The sequence below is a fragment of the Streptomyces sp. NPDC056835 genome (genome assembly GCF_042789485.1).
GTDB lineage: Bacteria > Actinomycetota > Actinomycetes > Streptomycetales > Streptomycetaceae > Streptomyces.
Map to the genome: position 1 here is coordinate 359854 of NZ_JBHUBB010000002.1, position 18872 is coordinate 378725.

General features: G+C 69.2%; 15 protein-coding genes, 2 pseudogenes and 1 riboswitch. Of the genes and pseudogenes, 5 read left to right on the plus strand and 12 right to left on the minus strand.

All coding sequences use genetic code 11. The features are described from left to right. Positions 1-56: 56 nt before the first annotated feature. On the plus strand, positions 57-389 hold the full coding sequence (locus tag ACFRMN_RS04180; RefSeq protein ID WP_383012847.1) for a PLD nuclease N-terminal domain-containing protein: 333 nt from the start codon (positions 57-59) through the stop codon (positions 387-389). Between the two features lie 116 nt (positions 390-505). On the opposite strand, the gene ccsB is transcribed toward ACFRMN_RS04180, so the two are convergent. The 7 genes from ccsB to hemL form a co-directional block, all read right to left on the minus strand. Then, entirely contained in the window at positions 506-1597 is a 1092-nt protein-coding gene (gene ccsB, locus ACFRMN_RS04185) for a c-type cytochrome biogenesis protein CcsB (protein WP_383012850.1), read from the minus strand. After that, on the minus strand, positions 1594-3381 hold the full coding sequence (locus ACFRMN_RS04190) for a cytochrome c biogenesis protein ResB (RefSeq protein WP_383012853.1): 1788 nt from the start codon (positions 3379-3381) through the stop codon (positions 1594-1596). Before ACFRMN_RS04190 ends, ccsB begins: the two co-directional genes overlap by 4 nt. 4 nt (positions 3382-3385) lie before the next feature. After that, a complete protein-coding gene (locus ACFRMN_RS04195) occupies positions 3386-4123 on the minus strand; it encodes a cytochrome c biogenesis CcdA family protein (protein ID WP_383013059.1) in 738 nt (245 codons plus the stop codon). Between the two features lie 31 nt (positions 4124-4154). Then, positions 4155-4775 (minus strand): TlpA family protein disulfide reductase, encoded by a 621-nt coding sequence (locus ACFRMN_RS04200; protein ID WP_383012856.1) that lies wholly within the window; start codon positions 4773-4775, stop codon positions 4155-4157. Positions 4776-4998: 223 nt separating this feature from the next. Beyond that, positions 4999-6246 (minus strand): hypothetical protein, encoded by a 1248-nt coding sequence (locus ACFRMN_RS04205; protein ID WP_383012859.1) that lies wholly within the window; start codon positions 6244-6246, stop codon positions 4999-5001. Between the two features lie 241 nt (positions 6247-6487). Further along, positions 6488-7171 carry a histidine phosphatase family protein gene (locus ACFRMN_RS04210; protein ID WP_383012862.1) on the minus strand — a complete coding sequence of 228 codons (684 nt, stop codon included), beginning with the start codon at positions 7169-7171 and terminating at the stop codon, positions 6488-6490. Further along, entirely contained in the window at positions 7168-8574 is a 1407-nt protein-coding gene (gene hemL, locus ACFRMN_RS04215; protein ID WP_383012865.1) for a glutamate-1-semialdehyde 2,1-aminomutase, read from the minus strand. Before hemL ends, ACFRMN_RS04210 begins: the two co-directional genes overlap by 4 nt. A 116-nt stretch (positions 8575-8690) precedes the next feature. Between hemL and ACFRMN_RS04220 the strand changes: the two genes are divergently transcribed. Further along, positions 8691-9266, plus strand: a complete 576-nt coding sequence (locus ACFRMN_RS04220; protein WP_383013062.1) for a hypothetical protein — start codon at positions 8691-8693, stop codon at positions 9264-9266. 75 nt (positions 9267-9341) lie between these two features. Here the strand turns inward: ACFRMN_RS04220 and ACFRMN_RS04225 are convergent. The 3 genes and pseudogenes from ACFRMN_RS04225 to ACFRMN_RS04235 form a co-directional block, all read right to left on the minus strand. Further along, positions 9342-9560 (minus strand): annotated as a pseudogene (locus ACFRMN_RS04225) (site-specific integrase); the annotation flags it as partial. Further along, positions 9467-10750: a helix-turn-helix domain-containing protein gene (locus ACFRMN_RS04230; RefSeq protein WP_383012868.1), complete on the minus strand. Its 1284-nt coding sequence runs from the start codon at positions 10748-10750 to the stop codon at positions 9467-9469. The gene ACFRMN_RS04230 and the pseudogene ACFRMN_RS04225, both read right to left, overlap by 94 nt. 6 nt (positions 10751-10756) lie before the next feature. Then, a complete protein-coding gene (locus ACFRMN_RS04235; RefSeq protein ID WP_383012870.1) occupies positions 10757-11233 on the minus strand; it encodes an NUDIX domain-containing protein in 477 nt (158 codons plus the stop codon). A 171-nt stretch (positions 11234-11404) separates the two neighbouring features. Between ACFRMN_RS04235 and ACFRMN_RS04240 the strand changes: the two genes are divergently transcribed. Next, positions 11405-12229 carry a TauD/TfdA family dioxygenase gene (locus ACFRMN_RS04240; protein WP_383012873.1) on the plus strand — a complete coding sequence of 275 codons (825 nt, stop codon included), beginning with the start codon at positions 11405-11407 and terminating at the stop codon, positions 12227-12229. Continuing rightward, entirely contained in the window at positions 12226-12354 is a 129-nt protein-coding gene (locus ACFRMN_RS04245; protein WP_383012876.1) for a hypothetical protein, read from the plus strand. Before ACFRMN_RS04240 ends, ACFRMN_RS04245 begins: the two co-directional genes overlap by 4 nt. Before the next feature lie 430 nt (positions 12355-12784). On the opposite strand, the pseudogene ACFRMN_RS04250 reads toward ACFRMN_RS04245, so the two are convergent. Further along, positions 12785-12895: pseudogene (locus ACFRMN_RS04250) on the minus strand (flavoprotein); the annotation flags it as partial. Between the two features lie 278 nt (positions 12896-13173). On the opposite strand from ACFRMN_RS04250, the gene ACFRMN_RS04255 reads away from it, so the two are divergent. Next, a complete protein-coding gene (locus ACFRMN_RS04255; RefSeq protein ID WP_383012879.1) occupies positions 13174-14892 on the plus strand; it encodes a hypothetical protein in 1719 nt (572 codons plus the stop codon). 179 nt (positions 14893-15071) lie between these two features. Here the strand turns inward: ACFRMN_RS04255 and cobN are convergent, their stop codons facing one another. Then, positions 15072-18707: a cobaltochelatase subunit CobN gene (gene cobN, locus ACFRMN_RS04260; RefSeq protein ID WP_383012882.1), complete on the minus strand. Its 3636-nt coding sequence runs from the start codon at positions 18705-18707 to the stop codon at positions 15072-15074. A 56-nt stretch (positions 18708-18763) separates the two neighbouring features. Further along, a riboswitch (cobalamin riboswitch) is annotated at positions 18764-18836 on the minus strand. Positions 18837-18872: the final 36 nt, after the last annotated feature.

Sequence of the window (18872 nt, forward strand, 5' to 3'; positions counted from 1 at the left end):
CTGGTTCTGTCAGGGGCCGCGATCCGGTCTCGCTCTCCACTCAAAAGGGGACCTCCATGCTTCGGGTGCTGATGCTTCTGGTGCCGTTGGCTCTCAGCATCTATGCCTTCATCGACTGCATCACGACCGATGAGAAGGAGATCCGGTACCTCCCCAAGCCCATCTGGGCGATTCTGGTGCTGCTTTTCCCGCTGGTCGGCTCCATCTCGTGGCTGATCGTGGGCCGGGAGCGGACGCGGGCGGTGCGTAGCGGCGGCTGGGTCGCGCCCGACGACAACCCGGAGTTCCTCAACTCCCTCAGGGAGGACCAGGAGAAGGGCAAGGAGAACGGCACGGAAAAGGGCACGGAGAAGGGTGGCGGCGCGGACGACACCCCGCCGAAGCTCTGACAGCCGCCCTTCAGACGTGACAACAGAAGTACGTACGCACATACAGGGGCGCCCCGCGCGGAGTCAATACCGCGGAGGGCGCCTCTTGATGTATCCGGTGCACGCGCGTACCGGCGTTATACGCCCGCGTACGAGTGCTTGCCCGTGACAAAGATGTTCACGCCGTAGTAGTTGAAGAGCCAGCAGCCGAGGGCGATCAGCGCCAGGTAGGCGGCCTTGCGGCCCTTCCAGCCCGCGGTGGCGCGGGCGTGCAGGTAACAGGCGTACGCGACCCAGGTGATGAAGGACCAGACCTCCTTGGGGTCCCAGCCCCAGTAACGGCCCCAGGCGTCGCCCGCCCAGATCGCGCCCGCGACGATCGTGAACGTCCAGAGCGGGAAGACCGCGGCGTTGACGCGGTACGCGAACTTGTCGAGCGTCGCCGCGGCCGGCAGCCGCTCCAGCACCGAGGTGGCGAAGGAACCGGGCTTGAGGCCGGCGGCGAGCTTCGACTCGTACCGCTCACGGAAGAGGTAGAGCACCGTGGTCAGTCCGCCGACGTAGAAGACCGCGCCGCAGAAGATCGCCGTGGAGACATGGATCCAGAGCCAGTACGAATGCAGCGCCGGGACCAACTGGTCGCTGTCGGTGTACAGGACGGTGATGGCGAGCCCGAGATCGAGCAGGACCGTGATGATGAGCGGCAGCCCGATCCAGCGGACGTTCTTCTTCAGCGCGAGGAACGCGAGATAGACGCCGACGGCCACGGTGGTGAAGGTGATGTTGAACTCGTACATGTTGCCCCACGGCGCCCGCTGCACGGACAGCGCGCGGGTGACCACCCCGGCCGCCTCGATGCCCCAGGCGAGGACCGTGAGGGAGATGGCGATCCGGCCGTACAGATCGCCCTGCGCGTCACCGCCGGCCGCGCCGGGACCGTCGGGCAGATCGCGGGTGCCGCTCGCGGAGCGGGTGATGACCTCCGGCCGCTCAAGGACGGCCGTGGAACCGCCCTCCCGCGCGGACCGTACCGTCACCGGCGCCGCCGCGGCCTTCCGGTCGCCGCCGGTCAGCGCGGCGGCGGTCCTCGCGACCTTGCTGCGGCTGCCGAACAGCCACTCGGCCATGTGCGCGAAGAAGGCCAGCAGGTAGACGGCCATGGCCGAATAGATCAGCACATTGCTGGTCTGTGCCAGGCTCTCATTGGTTGCTGTGGCGGCGAGATTCACTTCTCAGCCCCTTCAACAGTCTTTTCTGCGGGATCAGGCGCGCTGGGCGCCTCTGAATAGAGGGTGCCGGCCAGCTCGGCCAGTTCCTCGGGGAGCCTGGTGGACTCACTGCGGCCGAGTCCCGCCATCTCGACGACGGTGACGCCGTCGGCGCCCCGTACGGCCCGGACCCAGACCCGGCGCCGCTGGATGAAGAGCGAGCCGGCCAGCCCCACGATCGCGGCGATCGCACCGGCGAGGGCCCAGGTGTTACCGGGCTCGTGCGTGATCTGGAAGCTCGCCCACTCCTTGACCTCCTTCTCGAAGGTGATGGAGCCGGCGCCGTCGGGCAGGGTGAGCGAGTCGCCCGGCAGCAGGGTCTTCTTCAGAACACCGCCCTTGGCGTCCTTGAAGGCCTTCATCTTGTCGGTGTTCAGCTGGTACACGTTCTGCGGCAGCCCGGAGTCGACACCGAGACTGCCGTGGTACGCGCCGATGTTGAGCACCGGGAAGTCGAGGGCGGGGAACCGGGAGAACATCTGCCCGGAGCCCTTTCCGCCGTACGTCGGCACGAAGAACGCGGCGAAGCCCAGCTGGTCCTTCTTGCCGTTCTTGTCGCGGTAGCCGTCCATGACCTTGATGGCGCCCGTGGACGAGACGTTGTTGTCGATCGGCAGCAGCGGGACCGCGCCCCGGAAGACCTCCTTGCCGCGGCCGTCCTTGACGGAGACGACGGGGGCGTATCCGTGGGCGATGAGATAGACCTTCGAGCCGTCGAGTTTGAGGGGCTTGTTGACCTCGATGACCGACTTCTTCTCCGGACCGGTCGCGTCCGTGGTGTAGCGGATGTCGGCCTTGAAGGTCCGGGGGGTGCCCAGCTGCGGCCCGCTGCGCTCGTACGTTCCCGTGAACGCGTCCAGGGTGAAGCTGAACGGCGTCAGCTCGTCCGAGTCGAAGAGGGAGCCGGACTTGAAGTCGTCGTACTGCGTGAGGGTGTTGGAGAAGCCGTCGCCCTCGACGATCAGCTTGCCGCCCTCGTACTTGAAGAGCTGTCCGCTCGCGAAGGCCACCAGCATCACGATCAGCGCGATGTGGAAGGCGAGATTGCCCGCCTCGCGGAGATAGCCCTTCTCGGCGGCGACCGCGTCACCGACCGTATGGGCCCGGAAACGGCGCTTCTTGAGGATCGTGAGCGCGGCCTCGCGGGCGGCCTCGGGCTCGGCGGTGGTGCGCCACGTCGCGTACGCGGGCATCCGGTTGAGGCGCTTGGGCGCGCCCGGCGGACGGCTGCGCAGCTGGCCGACGAACTGCCAGGTGCGCGGGACGATACAGCCGATGAGGGAGATGAACAGCAGGATGTAGATCGCGGAGAACCACACCGAGCTGTAGACCTGGAAGAGCTGGAGGCTGTCATAGATCGGCGCGAGCGTTTCGTGCCGCTCCTTGAAGTCCTGCACCTTCATCTCGTCGATGCCGGTCTGCGGGATCAGCGAGCCGGGGATGGAGCCGAGGGAGAGCAGGAAGAGGAGGATCAGCGCGACGCGCATGGAGGTGAGCTGGCGCCAGAACCAGCGGAGCCAGCCGACGATCCCGAGGGTGGGGCCGCCGATGACGGTGTCCTCGCGCTCCTCGCGGGGGGCGGTGGAGAGGGTGGACCCGGCGTCGCCGAGTTCACGCGCGTCGCGGGCCTCGCGGGCCTCGCGGGCCTCGGCGGTGCCGGTCCCGGTGCCGGCCGCGGTCGGGGTGTCGGTCCCGGTGTCCGTCCCGGTGTCGGTCCCGGTGTCGTTCGTGGACGCCTTGCTCATGGAACTAGATCCCCACCGTGAAGCCGTTGGTCCAGGTCTGCATGTCCTGCACGATGCTGTCCCACGCGCCGGTCAGCAGTGCCAGACCGGTCAGGATCATCATCGCGCCGCCGACGCGCATCACCCATACGTAATGGCGCTTGATCCAGCCGAACGCCCCGAGCGCCTTGCGGAACGCCACCGCCGCGAGCACGAACGGCACTCCGAGACCGAGGCAGTACGCGACGGTCAGTATGGCCCCCCGGCCCGCGCTCGCCTGGTCGAACGCCAGGGCGTTCACCGAGGAGATGGTCGGTCCGAGGCAGGGCGTCCAGCCGATCCCGAAGAGCGCGCCCAGCAGGGGCGCGCCCGCGAGTCCGGTCACCGGACGCTTGTGGAAGCGGTATTCGCGCTGGGTGAGCCAGGGCATCATCCCCATGAAGAACACACCCATGAGGATCATCAGGACGCCGAGCACCTTGGAGAGGACTTCGCGGTGGTCCTGGAGAGTCCCGCCGAAGTAGCCGAAGAGCGCCCCGCCCGAGACGAAGACCGCGGTGAAGCCGACGACGAAGAGCGTGGCGCCTACGACCATCCGGCCCCGTCGGGCATCCGCCAGATCGGTACCGCTGACGCCGGTGACGTACGAGAGATAACCCGGTACGAGCGGCAGCACGCACGGCGAGAAGAAGGAGATGAGCCCGCCCAGCAGGGCGATCGGCAGCGCGAGCAGCAGCGCTCCGCTGTAGACCGTCTCATTCATGCCGGGGGTCGCGGCGAGAACCTGCACGGGATCACTTCTCCGCGATCAGCGGGTCGATCATCTTGCGCAGCTTCTCCGCGTCGAGCGCCATCAGCGCGCGGGCCGCGATCTTCCCGTCCCGGTCGAGCACGATCGTGGAGGGGATGGACTGCGGGTTGAGACTTCCTCGCGGGAAGCCGTTGACGATGAGCTTGCCCGCCGGGTCGTACAGGCTCGGGTAGGGGACGCCGTAGTCCTTCTCGAACGCGAGCGCCGGGCCCTTGTTGGCGTCCCGGGTGTTGATCCCGACGAACGCCACGCCCTTCGACTCGGTCTCCTTGGCGACCTTCGCGAAGTGCGGGGCCTCGGCCCGGCAGGGCGGGCACCACGAGCCCCAGACGTTCATCACGACGATCTTGCCCTTGAGGTCGGCCACATCGAGCCGCTTGCCGTCCAGGGTCTCGCCGGAGAGCTGGTTGGCGGGTTTGCGGTCGGCCGCCGCGACGGTGGAGATGCCACCGGTGTTCGTGACGAAGTTGGTGTCACCGCCGCCACCGGACTTGCCGCCGCCCCCGCAGGCCGAGAGCGTCAGTGCCGCCACACCGACGACCACCGGTGGGAGGGCGCGGAATCGTCGCTCGGAGCGGCGTCGGGGAGCGCGGCCTGAGTTCATGTGAAAAGTTTCGCATGGGCGTTTCAGGGATCTTGCGCACCCCCCTGGCTGCCCGTAAAGCCCGTTGTAAAGAGCCGCGCGAAGATCCACGCGCGTGGCCGGTCGGCGTCCGGGCCCCTCTGCGGCTCTTCCGCGGCTCTTCCGTGGCTCTTGTACGACCCTTCCGCGGCTCTTCCGGCGGCTCTTCCGGCGGCTCTCTTCGGCGGCTCGTCCCGGACCCTTCTCAGGCTTTGAAGAAAGTGTTCCAGCCGCCGGCGGGAGCCTGGCCGACCTCCAGTGTGCGGAGCTTGTCGAGTACGGCGGGGTCCTGCACATCGAGCCAGTCGGTGAACTGCCGGAACGAGACGAGCCGTACGTCCTTCTTGCCCGCCATCCTCTTCAGCGCCTCCTCGACGGCGTCCATATAGATCCCGCCGTTCCACTGCTCGAAATGGTTGCCGATGAAGAACGGCGCGCGATTCGACTCGTACGCGCGGTTGAAACCGCCGAGATACGCCTCGGTGGCCTGCTTGCGCCAGTCCGCGTACCGCGAGGTCATGCCGTTCGTCGAATTCTTCGACTGATTCGCGAGGATGTTGTAGTCCATGGAAAGGACCTCGAAGGTGTGCCCGGGGAACGGGACTTGCTGAAGCGGGAAATCCCAGATGCCCAGCTTCTTGTCCGGCCACCGCTGCGTGCCGCCGGGCGAACTCGCGTCGTAACGCCAGCCCAGCTTCTTCGCCGTCGGCAGCAGATTCTCCTGGCCGAGCAGACAGGGCGTACGGCTGCCGATCAGTTCCTTGCGGTAGTCGAAGGGCAGCGGATCGAGATCGGTCCAGCCGCTGTTCGTACGCCACTCGGTGACGAAGGACACGGCCTGGTCGATCTCGCTGCGCCACTGCCGCGGGGTCCAGTCGCCGACGGTGCCGGAGCCGGCACAGAAGTGCCCGTTGAAGTGCGTACCGATCTCATGACCGTCCAGCCACGCCTGGCGGACGTTCTTGAGGGTGTCCTTGATATGACCGTCGGTGAGATAGCCGATGTCGGAGGCGCCGACGGGGTTGTTCGGCGGGCGGTAGAGCGTCTTCTTCGACTCGGGCAGCAGATAGAGACCGGAGAGGAAGAAGGTCATCGCCGCGTCGTGGTTCTTCGCGAGCTCCAGGAAGCGCGGGAAGAGACCGTTGCCGACCTCGCCGGCCCCGTCCCAGGAGAAGATCACGAACTGCGGCGGGGTCTGGCCGGGCTCCAGGGGGACCGGGGCGGGCGGCTGGTGCGGCTGCTTTCCCGTGTCGGAAGTGGAACCGTCGCCTATGAGCCGGACCTCTTTAGCGAGGGGGCGGGCACCACCCGACGCGCCTCCGCTCTCACCGCCCTTGCCCACCTCCGTGTGCCGGACCGTGCCGCTCTGCCCGGTGGAGCAGCCCGCGATCCCGATCGCGGCGGCGGCTCCAATTCCCGCTCCGAGCAGACTCCTTCGGCTGATGTCGCGCATACCGTTCCCATCCGCGTTCGTCTGTACGTATGCCGCTCATAAAAGTCTTACAAGCGGCAACACGTGAGATGAGATGACGAACGGGGAGGTTCCCGTACTTGTCATATCTTTACTGATGTAGCAACAGATACGACAGAAGCGATCAGCGGGTCGGATCGGAGAGCGATGAGGGCGGAGGGCCGAGGGCCGGTCCGACGCGACTTATGCCCGGCTGTACCCGCCCAAGCCCGACTGGGCCCGGCTAAGCCCCAAAGGCTTTGGCGCCACCCTTGACCGGCCGGGCGCCGGCGAGCAGATGGGCCGGGACAAGATCGCGCGCGGGCTCGGAGTAGCCGACGGAGACGATCTTGTCGCCCTGATAGGTGAAGCTGGTCAGGGACGCGAGCGTGCACTGCCGGCGACGCGGGTCGTGCCACAGCCGGCGCCGCTCGACGAAGCTCCGCACGATCCAGATCGGCAGCTGATGGCTGACGGCGACCGCCTCGTGCCCGCGGGCCGCGTCGCGCGCGGTGTTCAGGGCGCCCATCATCCGTACGACCTGATCGATGTACGGCTCGCCCCAGGACGGCCGGAACGGGTTGGTGAGGTATCTCCAGTTGCCGGGCTTGCGCAGGGCGCCGTCACCGACCCCGAAGGTCTTGCCCTCGAAGACGTTCGCGGCCTCGATCAGCCGGTCGTCGGTGTCGAGGGTCAGCCCGTGGCTCTTGGCGATGGGAGCCGCGGTCTCCTGCGCGCGTTCCAGGGGGGAGGCGACGACGTGAGTGATGTCACGGTCCGCGAGGTGCTCGGCGACCCGGTCGGCCATCTGCCTGCCCAGCTCGGAGAGGTGGTAGCCGGGGCGTCTGCCGTAGAGAACACCGTCGGGGTTGTGCACTTCGCCGTGGCGCACGAGGTGGACGACGGTGATCTCTTCGCTCTTGCTCATGCGACGTTCTCCGGGTCAGTGGGCTCGGGGGCGGCGGGCTCGGTCGGGGTCCGCCCGGGAGCCGTCGACTCGGGAGCCGTCGACTCGGGGGCGGTCGCTTCGGCGGCGGCGCGGGCGGCGGCCGGCAGCGCGGCGGCGATCCGCTCGATCGCGCGCTCGTCATGGGCGGTGGAGACGAACCAGGACTCGAAGGAGGACGGCGGCAGATAGACGCCGTCGGCCAGCAGCGAGTGGAAGAAGGGGGTGAAGCGGAACGACTCCTGCCGCTTGGCGCCCTCGTAGTCATGGACCTCGTCGGCCGTGAAGAAGACGGAGAACATATTGCTCGCCGTCTGCACGCGGTGGGCGACGCCCTCCTTGCTGAGCGCCTCCGTCACCAGCCCCTGGATCTGCCGCGAGACGGCGTCGATCCTCGCGTACGCGGCGTCGTCGAGCAGCCTCAGCTGGGCAAGGCCCGCGGCGGTGGCGACCGGGTTCCCGGAGAGCGTGCCCGCCTGGTAGACGGGGCCCGCCGGGGCGAGCCGCCCCATGACATCGGCGCGCCCGCCGAACGCGGCGGCCGGGAACCCGCCGCCCATCACCTTGCCGAAGGTCATCAGGTCGGGCGCGACACCGTCGACGCCGTACCAGCCGGCCTTCGACGTACGGAACCCGGTCATCACCTCGTCCGAGATGTACAGCGCGCCATCGGCGGCGCAGATCTCCTTGAGCCCGGCGTTGAACCCGTCCCGGGGCGGTACGACGCCCATGTTGCCGGGCGACGCCTCGGTGATCACACAGGCGATCTCACCGGGGTGCGCGGCGAACGCCCGGCGCACGGCGTCAAGATCGTTGTACGGCAGGACGATGGTGTCCCCGGCCTGCGCGCCGGTCACCCCGGGGGTGTCGGGCAGCCCGAGCGTCGCGACCCCGGAGCCCGCGGCGGCGAGCAGCGCGTCGACATGCCCGTGGTAGCAGCCGGCGAACTTCACGACCTTGGCGCGCCCGGTGAAACCGCGGGCGAGCCGGATGGCGGACATGGTCGCCTCGGTCCCCGACGACACGAGCCGTACCTGCTCGACGGGGGCGACCCGGGCAACGATCTCCTCGGCGAGCGCCACCTCGCCCTCACCGGGCGTACCGAAGGACGTACCGCGGGCGACCGCGGCCTGGACCGCTTCGATGACCTCTGGATGGGAATGACCGAGAATCATCGGACCCCAGGAACATACGAGGTCGACATATTCGCGGCCGTCCGCGTCGATGAGGTATGGACCGTTACCGGACACCATGAACCGGGGCGTACCGCCCACCGCGCGGAAGGCGCGGACGGGAGAGTTCACGCCGCCGGGCGTCACGAGGGCCGCGCGGTCGAAAAGCGTCTGCGAAACTGGGGCGTCATAGGGGAAGCTCACGGAATCCATGGTGTCAGAGGCTCGGACGTTCTTGCGGACAGGTGTTTCACCGGACGTTCGTGGGGGAGGTCACTGTCACGATGATCGGGTTGCGCGGCCATGGCTGCGAGTGGTCGGGTGGAGATATGCATCGCGGTGGCGGACTGGGCGAGGGAACCGACGACCTCGGTCCCGAGCCTGCCCGGCGTGGAAAGCATCGACGGCGCGAACGTGAGGCGCGGGAGCAGCCTCCGGCAACGCCGGAAAGCAGGAGTGGTGGCCGGGTGGGGGTGACCTACAAATACTTCGGCGCGCCCGACGGAGCCACGGCCGCGCGTGTGCCCATTTCCATGCGCCCGGAGGAGCTGGGCGGCGATGAGCTCGGCATGAATGGCATGTTCACGAAGATCAAGCCGGAGACGATAGCGGCGATGGTCCTCACGGGCATTCAGGGCATGCCTCTGTACAAAGTGCCGCCGCTCGAACTGGTCGTGCTGCATCCCGATTACGCGGTGGTCAAACTCCCGATGACGGTGGTGGACCCGCTGCGCGGCATCGGCGAGGAATCCGTGGGCGCGGCGGCCTTCATCTGGTCGACGGTCCCGGACAGGGGCGGCCCGAGGGACGCGTACAACGTCTACCAACTGCTGCACGAATGGCAGGACTTCAGCCATCGCTTGCATGAGGCGGGGCATCAGCCTTATTGCCTGGTGTGGCCCTGATCTGAGGTTTCACGGCGTTTGGGCGGGGCCTTCGGACCTCGCTCTCGTCATGTGCCGGGAGGGACCGTCGGGCGACTCCGAAGGGGCCTTGATGCTCTCCCCCACGTCCAACAGGACCGACGCATACGGGTGCCGCAGCGCGTGCATGCCGTCCTCGGGCGCCGCCTGGAGGTACTTGGCCCCACGCTCGCGCGGAGGGATCACGCCGACAGCGGCCAGGGCGAGCTTCCAAACGCCCTGGTTGAAGACGCTCCTGTTGTACGCCCGGCCCCTTTCGTCAACGAAAAGGAGGCGGCCATCTCACTTCGTATCCGGTCCAGACACCGGGCCGCTGTGGCGTGTTGCGTGGGTAGTCGTGTCCCCGCCGTGCGCATGACGCGCTGGAGCTGGTGGGGAAGGCGCTGCGCCACCGCCTCCCGGATCGCGGTGTCCAGCGACTGGGTGGCGCCATTGCGGTCGTCGGCCAGCGTCTGGACATGGGCGACGGTGATCAGCTCGATCACACGCCATTGCGGTGCCACAACGGTCGTGGGCACCGGACTCTGTTCCACAAGCCGCATGGCCACCTCGGTGCGCCCTGTGGAGACGAGACCGCGCAGGCGGATCTCGTGCAGCGAGAAGGGGTTGAACAGGCTGGTGTGGTCGACACGGTCGAGGAGAACGTCGGTCTCCCGCATCACCCGGTCGAACAGTTCACCATTGCCCAGCGCACCGGCGGCGCGGGCGAGGAGCGGCAGGGCGGCGGCGCGGGCGGTGTCGTCCGGAGCGGTGGCCGCGGCACGGCACAGACGCTGGACGGCCGCGCCGCGCAGGTTGGCCTTGCGCAGTTCGTTGCCGTGCATGCGCAGCACGTACGAGGTCATGCGCGGGTCCTCGAAGTACTCGGTGATACCGAGGCTCTTGGCCGTCCAGTGCGCGGCGGTGGCCAGGCGTTCCTCCGGCAGCACGTTGCCCAGGGCCACGCCGAGGCCGACGCGGGCCCGGGCGAGCAGGTGCAGGACGTCGCGCTCGGTGTGGCCGTCGTCGATACGTGCTTCGAGGCGGGCGACGAGCGGCCACAGCTCGGAGACGGCTTCGGAGGCGTGCCCGGACTGCCGGGCGATCTCGGCGAGCCGGACGGTCGACTCGCCGAACTGCAGCATCGCCCGGTGGTCCGTGTCGGTGATATCGGTGATGCCGAGAACGTGGGGCGGCAGCCGCAGTGCCTCGCAGACCCGGCGTCGGGAGCCGACGTCGTCGAGGACGCGCTTCCCCAGTTCCAGGGCGGAGATGTACGTCTTGTCGTAGCCGAGGAGTTCACCGAGCGCGGTCTGATTCAGGCCGTGCACGCGGCGGTAGAAGCGGAGGATGTCCGCCAGGTCTCCGGTGGCCAGCACGAGTTGGGCCTGCGGTGTCGCCCAATGCCACTGGGCGTGCCGGGCCGAGGGCTTGGGAAGCGGGAGCCGGCGCTGTCCCGTCTGCGTCGCGATGTCGCCCTCAGCCATGGTCGGCTACGTCCGCTTGTCGTCGTCCAGGTCCGACGGGTTGGCGTGTCCCCGGACGTACCAGGCGGCGATGGCCTGCTTGTAGCCGTCGGGCATGTTCAGCCCTGGCACCTCGTCAGCGGTGAACATGCCGAGCTGTTTGTGCTCGTGACTGACGACCGGCGTCCGGTCGGGAGTCAGCACGGTGCAGCCGTAGGTCGCGATCAGTACGCGTCGCCCGGGGATGGGCTGGTAGATCCACACGCCGCCGTCAATCAGCGGACCGGCCTTGACCTCCCAGCCGGTCTCCTCCTGGATCTCGCGCTCCAGCGCGGTTTCCGGGCTGGCGTCCGGCAGTTGTGCACCATCGGGGCTGCCGACCTCCAGGCGACCTCCGGGCAGCTCCCACTCGTCCCGCTCGTTCCGCAGCAGAAGCACACGATCCAACGCGTCGAGCGCGACGCCTTTCACGGAGACGGGCCAGAGCGGCGGCGTGTACGTCATGACGGCGGTCCTCGTCCTGCGGTGTGCGAGCCGGGCCTTCGGAACGTAACACGCTCCCGTCAATCCACCGTCGCACCGACCGATTTGTCCGAGCCGACAATCAGTCGCTTTACCCCGACCTCCCCGCTTTCCCATTCTGATCGAACCGACCCCGATCGAAGGAGTACGGCGATGCTCGACGCCTCCACAGGCTCCGAGACTCTTTTCGCGGACCACTACGTCGACATCCGCGCCCCGCGCGCGAGCGACGTGATCGCCGCACAGCTTCGTAAGACCGGCATGGTCACCCTGGACGGGCTGACGACGCGACAGGAGGTCTTGGCGTTCGCCTCCCGGCTGATGGCGATCACGCCTCACCCGCACGGCGCGCCGGACGGTCTGACGCTGATCCAGGACACCGGCAGCCACGCCCACCGCGCCGGCTACGCCGGCCTTGGCAACGGGGAGCTACAAGCCCATACCGAGCGGTCGGGCGCACCCAGGCCACCGCGTCTGATCCTCCTGGTGTGTCTGCAGCCGGCGTCCGCAGACGGGGAGGCCCTCCTTGCCGACGGACGCGACGTCCACGCCTGCCTCGTCAGCGAGAACCCGGAAGCAGCGGTCGCGCTCTGCCAGCCCCGGACCGCCTGCTTCGGAGCGGGCACCGGCCACGCCACCCAGGTCTTCACCGTCCAAGCCGACGGGCGGATCTCCATACGGCTGCGTCAGGACGGTCTGGCTCGCTGGAGCCCGATCGTCCAGCCCTACCTCCCCGTGCTTCGCAGCGCCATCACCGCCGGCCGGCATCGCCTGATGCTTCAGGTCGGACAGGGCTATCTGCTGGACAACCACCGCTGGCTGCATGCCCGCACACGCTTCACCGGGAACCGACAACTCCTGCGCGCCCTCGGCAACGCTCGTTTCGCCTTCCCCAGAGGCTTCGCCCCCCACCAGGCTACTGCCGTCCTGCCCAAGCCCGGCGGGCGTGTTCCAGGGGCCCACACCCTATGGAGATGACCGACGTGAAGGACGCCGAACAAGCCGGCGTGGGGACGCTGGTGGCCGACAAGCGCGACAACCGAGTGATCGCCGGCTCGTGCGGCTTCGTGATCGGTGTCGCGGTCTCCGCCACCACCCAATAAGCCCCCCGCCCCGGGCGGATCATCCGCCCGCGCCCTTGGACAGATCAAGCGCCGTCCGGGGCGGGGTTCGTAATCCCACTCCATACCCCAACCCCAGGAGGAGCAATGTCGAACAACTCCGCCGCCCCGACGACCGGACCGGCTCAGGCCGGACTGGTCAGGGCTCGCCGCCGGATCCAGTCCGCGCGCGAGCGCGGCGTCAGCCCGTCCGACGGCGGCAGCACCGGCCGCACCGACGGCAACGACTGATCCAGGAGGAGAAGCGTTGTCGCCGCTGAATCTGGCGGCCCACCTGGGCCAGGACGAGTTCCTGGCCCAGGTGTTCCACCGCCACTACCGTCTTGTTCCCGCCGCTGTCCCGACGCCGGGCGGCCTGATCACGTGGGACGACATCAACACCATCCTGGCCACTCATCGCCTGGAGCCGCCCGACGCCCACGTCCCAGCGCCGCTCCCGCGCGGTGGTGATCAGCTTGCCGACATCGCCCGCGATGCCCGCCGCGCACACGACGACGTAGAGGAACGGCTTTTCCGTGGTCATGTTCCCGACCCTAACGGCCGGGCGGGTGTGGACGGTTATGAGAGGGGCCTCGCGGTTCTCGGCGGGCTCGGGGAGCACGGTGGCACGGAGGCCGTGACGCGTCTCCGCAGAGTTCATCCAACTGTCTGCCGGACGCCACTTTTCGCAGGTAGGAGGGGGTGCGCCCGGCTGAAACTGGGCCCCTCAACTGGGCCCGGGGACCCTGCGTTTGGGCCCGGCCCAATCCTTACGCTGCTCTCGCTCGGGGGTTCGCGGACGGTGTGGGGCGAGGAGAGCTGATGAGGGGCACGAGGGGCAACGACCGGCTGCGCAGATGGCAGAGGCAAAGCCGGGGGTTGGTCGACAGAGAGCGGCGTGACCGGGGTCAGAGCGGGGCCGAGTACGCCGCGATGGTCGGTGTCGTCTCGCTGGTCGTGGCGGCGATCGTCGGTCTGAGCGTGCCCGCCGACGAGGCGACCGGACTGAAGAGCGCGGTGTGCCGAATACTCCACCCGCTCAGCGGCGCCGAGGCGTGCTCCACCGGCGACTACGCGGGCGACGGGAACGGCGGGAACGGGGACGGCGACGGAGGCGGGGGCGACAACGGCGGAGGCGGGGGGCCCGGCGATCCCTTCGTACCCAACGGCGACCCCTTCGAGCCCGCGCGGTGCCTGCTGTCCCAGGACCAGACCAAGACCACCGTCGTCATCCAGATCCTCTTCATCAAGATCAGCAGCTCGGAGACGGTCAAGCTCCAGCAGTGGTCCGACGGCACCGTCACCCTGGAGCGCGTGACCGAGACCGGCGGCGGCGTCACGGCAAGCATCTCCGCCGGCATCCCCGGCCTGAAGGACTGGGGCGGCAGCGCCAAGCTGAGCGGCACGTACCTGGCGGGCAGCGGCAGCGGCGGACAGTGGCTCTTCAGCGGGAACAAGAGCGAAGATCCCCAGGCGGACCTGGCGGCCAACCTGGAGGACGCACAGCAGTTCACCGAATACCTCAAGGCACAGAGCGAGTGCAACAGCAGGCCCGCCGGCCCACGCTCCTCGGAGCTGGGAATGATCTGCGGCTACCACGCGAACAAGAAGAAGCCCGATCTCGAACCGGAGCTGGCGCCGGACGTCGACATCACCAAGACCTCCGTCGAGGCATCCGGTAACGCGAGCTTCGGCGGAAAGTTCAAGGGCAACGGCAAGGGCGGCAAGGACTCCGGAAAGAGCGACGGCCCCAAGGATCTCGGCAAGATATCCGGCGAAGTGCTCTCCGGCACCATGACCGAGGACGTCGTCGTCATGCGCGCCCAGAACGGACCGAACGCGGGGAAGATCACCTTCGTCTACACCTTCACCGTCAAAGGCTCGGCCGGCATCGGAGGGGTCGCCACCGGCGAAAGGATGCAGCAGGTGGCCGTCACCTACGACGCCGCCGCCTACGACCAGGAGGAGAAGGACGGGGCCGCGCACCACCCGGAGAAACTGGTCATCACCACCAGCCAGGAAGCCGGCGACGGCGGCGGCGTCAAGGTCGAGGCGGGCGCCAACGCCGGCCCCGTGACCATCGACGTCGGCGGTGGCGGCGGAACCACCCACTCGCAGATCCACACCGAAACAGCCGAACTCATCCTCGACAACGACGCCGACAGCACCACCGTCGAGGACTGGCTGCGCGGAAACGGCGACCCCGCCGGCAACCCATTGCCCTCCCCCTCCGACGCCGCCGAAGTACCGGACTCCGACGCCAGCCCCCTCGAACGACTCCTTCACGACAAGGGAAAACTCAGCAAGCTCGACTACAACGCCAACACCGACTGGTGGAACGCCTCACTCGGCATCGGCTTCGGCATCTCCGCCGGACAAGTCAGCTTCGGCTTCAAGATCTTCGGGATCGACATCACCCACGAAGAGAAGACGCAGACGATCACCGGCGACCCCAAATACGCCACCGGCCCCCAGAGCGGCGGCGCCCGCCCCTGGGTCGAATGGAAGAACTGCACCCAGACCAAGCCCATCCCCACCTGATCACCTGATCGCTGATCGCTATCGCTTGACCAGCGGAGCACCCGGCCAGGCCGCACGAAAACGCCTGGCCGGGCCCGAGGTGGTGGCGGGACCGGCAGAGATCTCGGTCATCGCAGGCCCTCGTTGGTCCGGGCGACCGGATCACCGGGACACCGGGACACCGGGACACCGGACCGCTGTCAGTCCTCCTCGCCCTCCAGCTCCCCTTCCGTCTCCAGGAACACCGCCCGCAGCGCGTCCAGCACCGCCGGGTCCGGCTTCGCCCACATCCCGCGCGACTCCGCCTCCAGCAGCCTTTCCGCGATGCCGTGCAGGGCCCAGGGGTTGGCCTCCTGGAGGAATTCGCGGTTCTCGGGGTCCAGGACGTATGTCTCCGTGAGCTTGTCGTACATCCAGTCCGCGACCACGCCCGTCGTCGCGTCGTACCCGAAGAGATAGTCGACCGTCGCGGCGAGTTCGAAGGCGCCCTTGTAGCCGTGGCGGCGCATCGCCTCGATCCAGCGGGGGTTGACCACACGGGCGCGGAAGACCCGTGACGTCTCCTCGACCAGCGTGCGCGTGCGGACGGTCTCGGGGCGGGTCGAGTCGCCGATGTACGCCTCCGGGGCCGTGCCCTTGAGCGCGCGGACCGTGGCGACCATGCCGCCGTGGTACTGGAAGTAGTCGTCCGAGTCCGCGATGTCGTGCTCACGGGTGTCGGTGTTCTTGGCGGCCACCGCGATGCGCTTGTACGCGGTCTCCATCTCGTCGCGCGCCGGGCGGCCGTCGAGTTCGCGGCCGTACGCGTAGCCGCCCCACACCGTGTAGACCTCGGCGAGGTCCGCGTCGGTGCGCCAGTCGCGGCTGTCGATGAGCTGGAGGATGCCCGCGCCGTACGTACCGGGGCGGGAGCCGAAGATACGGGTCGTGGCGCGGCGTTCGTCGCCGTGTTCGGCCAGGTCCGCCTGGGCGTGGGCGCGGATGTAGTTGGCGTCGGCGGGCTCGTCCAGGGAGGCGGCGAGCCGTACGGCGTCGTCCAGCAGCCCGATCGCGTGCGGGAACGCGTCACGGAAGAAGCCGCTGATGCGCAGGGTGACATCGACACGCGGGCGGCCGAGTTCGGTGAGCGGGATCGCCTCCAGGCCCGTCACCCGGCGCGACGCGTCGTCCCACACCGGCCGGACGCCCAGCAGCGCCAGCGCTTCCGCGATGTCGTCGCCCGAGGTGCGCATCGCGCTCGTACCCCACAGGGACAGCCCGACGGAGGTCGGCCACTCGCCGTTGTCGGTGCGGTAGCGGGTGAGGAGGGAGTCCGCGAGGGCCTGGCCGGTCTCCCAGGCGAGCCGGCTCGGTACGGCCTTGGGGTCGACGGAGTAGAAGTTGCGGCCGGTCGGCAGGACATTGACCAGGCCGCGTAGCGGGGATCCGGATGGGCCCGCCGGTACGAACCCGCCGCTCAGCGCGTGCACCACATGCTCGATCTCGTCGACGGTGCCCGCGAGGCGCGGTACGACCTCGCGCGCCGCGAAGTCGAGGATCGCCGCGACCCCCTCGGGAAGGCCGTCGGCCACGCCCGGGACCGCCGCCGGGTCCCAGCCGGCGTCCTCCATCGCCTGGACGAGCGCGCGGGCCCGTTCCTCCGCCTCGTCGGCGGTGGTACGGGTCGCGGCCGACTCGTCGAGTCCAAGGGCCTCGCGCAGACCGGGCAGGGAGGCCGTACCGCCCCAGATCTGCCGGGCGCGCAGGATCGCCAGCACCAGATTGACGCGTGCCTCGCCGGCCGGGGCGCCGCCCAGCACATGCAGACCGTCGCGGATCTGCGCGTCCTTGACCTCGCAGAGCCAGCCGTCGACATGGAGCAGGAAGTCGTCGAATCCGTCGTCGTCCGGCCGGTCGTCGAGCCCCAGGTCGTGGTCGAGCTTCGCCGCCTGGATCAGCGTCCAGATCTGGGCGCGGATCGCGGGCAGCTTCGCCGGGTCCATGGACGAGATCGCCGCGTACTCGTCGAGCAGCTGCTCAAGGCGCGCGATGTCGCCGTACGACTCGGCGCGCGCCATCGGCGGTACGAGATGGTCCACCAGCGTGGCGTGTACGCGCCGCTTGGCCTGCGTGCCCTCGCCCGGGTCATTGACCAGGAACGGGTAGATCAGCGGGAGATCACCGAGCGCGGCGTCGGGGGCGCAGGCGGCCGACATTCCCGCGTTCTTGCCGGGCAGCCACTCCAGATTGCCGTGCTTGCCGAGGTGGATCATCGCGTCGGCGCCGAAACCGCCGTCCTCGCGGGCGGCCTGGATCCAGCGGTACGCGGCCAAGTAGTGGTGCGAGGGCGGCAGATCGGGGTCGTGGTAGATCGCGATGGGGTTCTCGCCGAAGCCGCGCGGCGGCTGGATGAGGATCAGCAGATTGCCGCGCCGCAGGGCGGCGAGCACGATGTCGCCGTCCGGGTCCCCGCCGGAGGCGGCCCGGCTGCGGTCCAGGAACATCTCGCCGGGCGGCGGTCCCCAGTGCCGCTCCACCGACTCGCGCAGCTCGGCGGGGAGTTGGCCGTACCACCGCCGGTAGTCGGCGGCCGGGATACGGACCGGGTTACGGGCGAGCTGCTCCTCGGTCAGCCACTCCTGGTCGTGGCCGCCGGCCTCGATGAGGGCGTAGATCAGCTCGTCGCCGTCGCCCGAGGCCAGACCGGGGACGGGTTCGGAACCGAAGTCGTAGCCGTCAGCGGCCAGTCGGCGCAGCAGGGACACCGCGCTCGCGGGGGTGTCGAGACCGACCGCGTTGCCGATGCGGGAGTGCTTGGTGGGGTACGCGGAGAGCACCAGCGCGACGCGCTTCTCGGCGTTCGTGACATACCGCAGCCTGGCGTGGCGTACGGCGATCCCGGCCACCCGGGCGGCCCGCTCGGGGTCGGCGACGTAGACCGGCAGACCGTCCGGGTCCAGCTCCTTGAAGGAGAACGGGACGGTGATCAGGCGGCCGTCGAACTCCGGCACCGCGACCTGCGAGGCGGCGTCCAGCGGGGACAGCCCCTCGTCGCTCCCGGCCCAGGCGGCGCGGCTGCCGGTGAGGCAGAGGGCCTGGAGGATCGGTACGTCGAGCGCGGCGAGCGCGCCCGCGTCCCAGGCCTCGTCGTCCCCGCCCGCCGATGCCTCGGCCGGCTTGGTGCCGCCCGCCGCGAGCACGGTCGTGACGATGGCGTCGGCCTCGCGCAGGGCCACCAGCAGCTCGGGCTCGGGCGCGCGCAGGGACGAGACGTAGAGCGGGAGGGCGCGGGCGTCGGCCGCCTCGACGGCCTCGCACAGCGTGTCCACGAAGGCGGTGTTCCCGCTGAGGTGGTGCGCGCGGTAGTAGAGCACGGCGACCGTCGGCCGGTCCGCGCCCGGCGCGGTGGCCCGTACCGGACGGGGCACCCGGCCCCAGGTGGGCGCGGCGGCGGGCGGCTCGAAGCCGTGGCCGGTCAGCAGGACCGTGTCGGAGAGGAACCGCGCGAGCTGGTCCAGGTTGGCCGGACCGCCGTGCGCGAGATAGGCGTGCGCCTCGGCGGCGATACCGATGGGGACGGTCGACGCCTCCATCAGCTGGGCGTCGGGGGCCTGTTCACCGGTGAGGACCACGACGGGGCGGTCGCCCGCGAGCAGCAGATCGATCCCGTCCTGCCAGGCGCGCAGCCCGCCGAGGAGCCGTACGACGACGAGGTCGGCGCCGTCGAGCAGCGCGGGCAGCTCGTCGAGCGCGAGCCGGGCGGGGTTGGCGAAGCGGTACGGGACGGGCCCGCCCGCCGCGTTCGCCGCGCGGGCGCTGAGCAGATCGGTGTCGGACGTCGACAGGAGCAGAAGCATGCGGCGTCTGGCCTTCCTCGGGGTCCGCGCCCCGGGCGAGGTGTGGAGGACGGCGGGAGTTCCTGGCTCGCCCGGCTGCTGCCGGACTCACAGTGGCGGGACCGCGCCGGGTTCGCACCGGGCTTCCTCCCCATGACGCCGTCGCTGGCGTTGACGGGCCTGGGC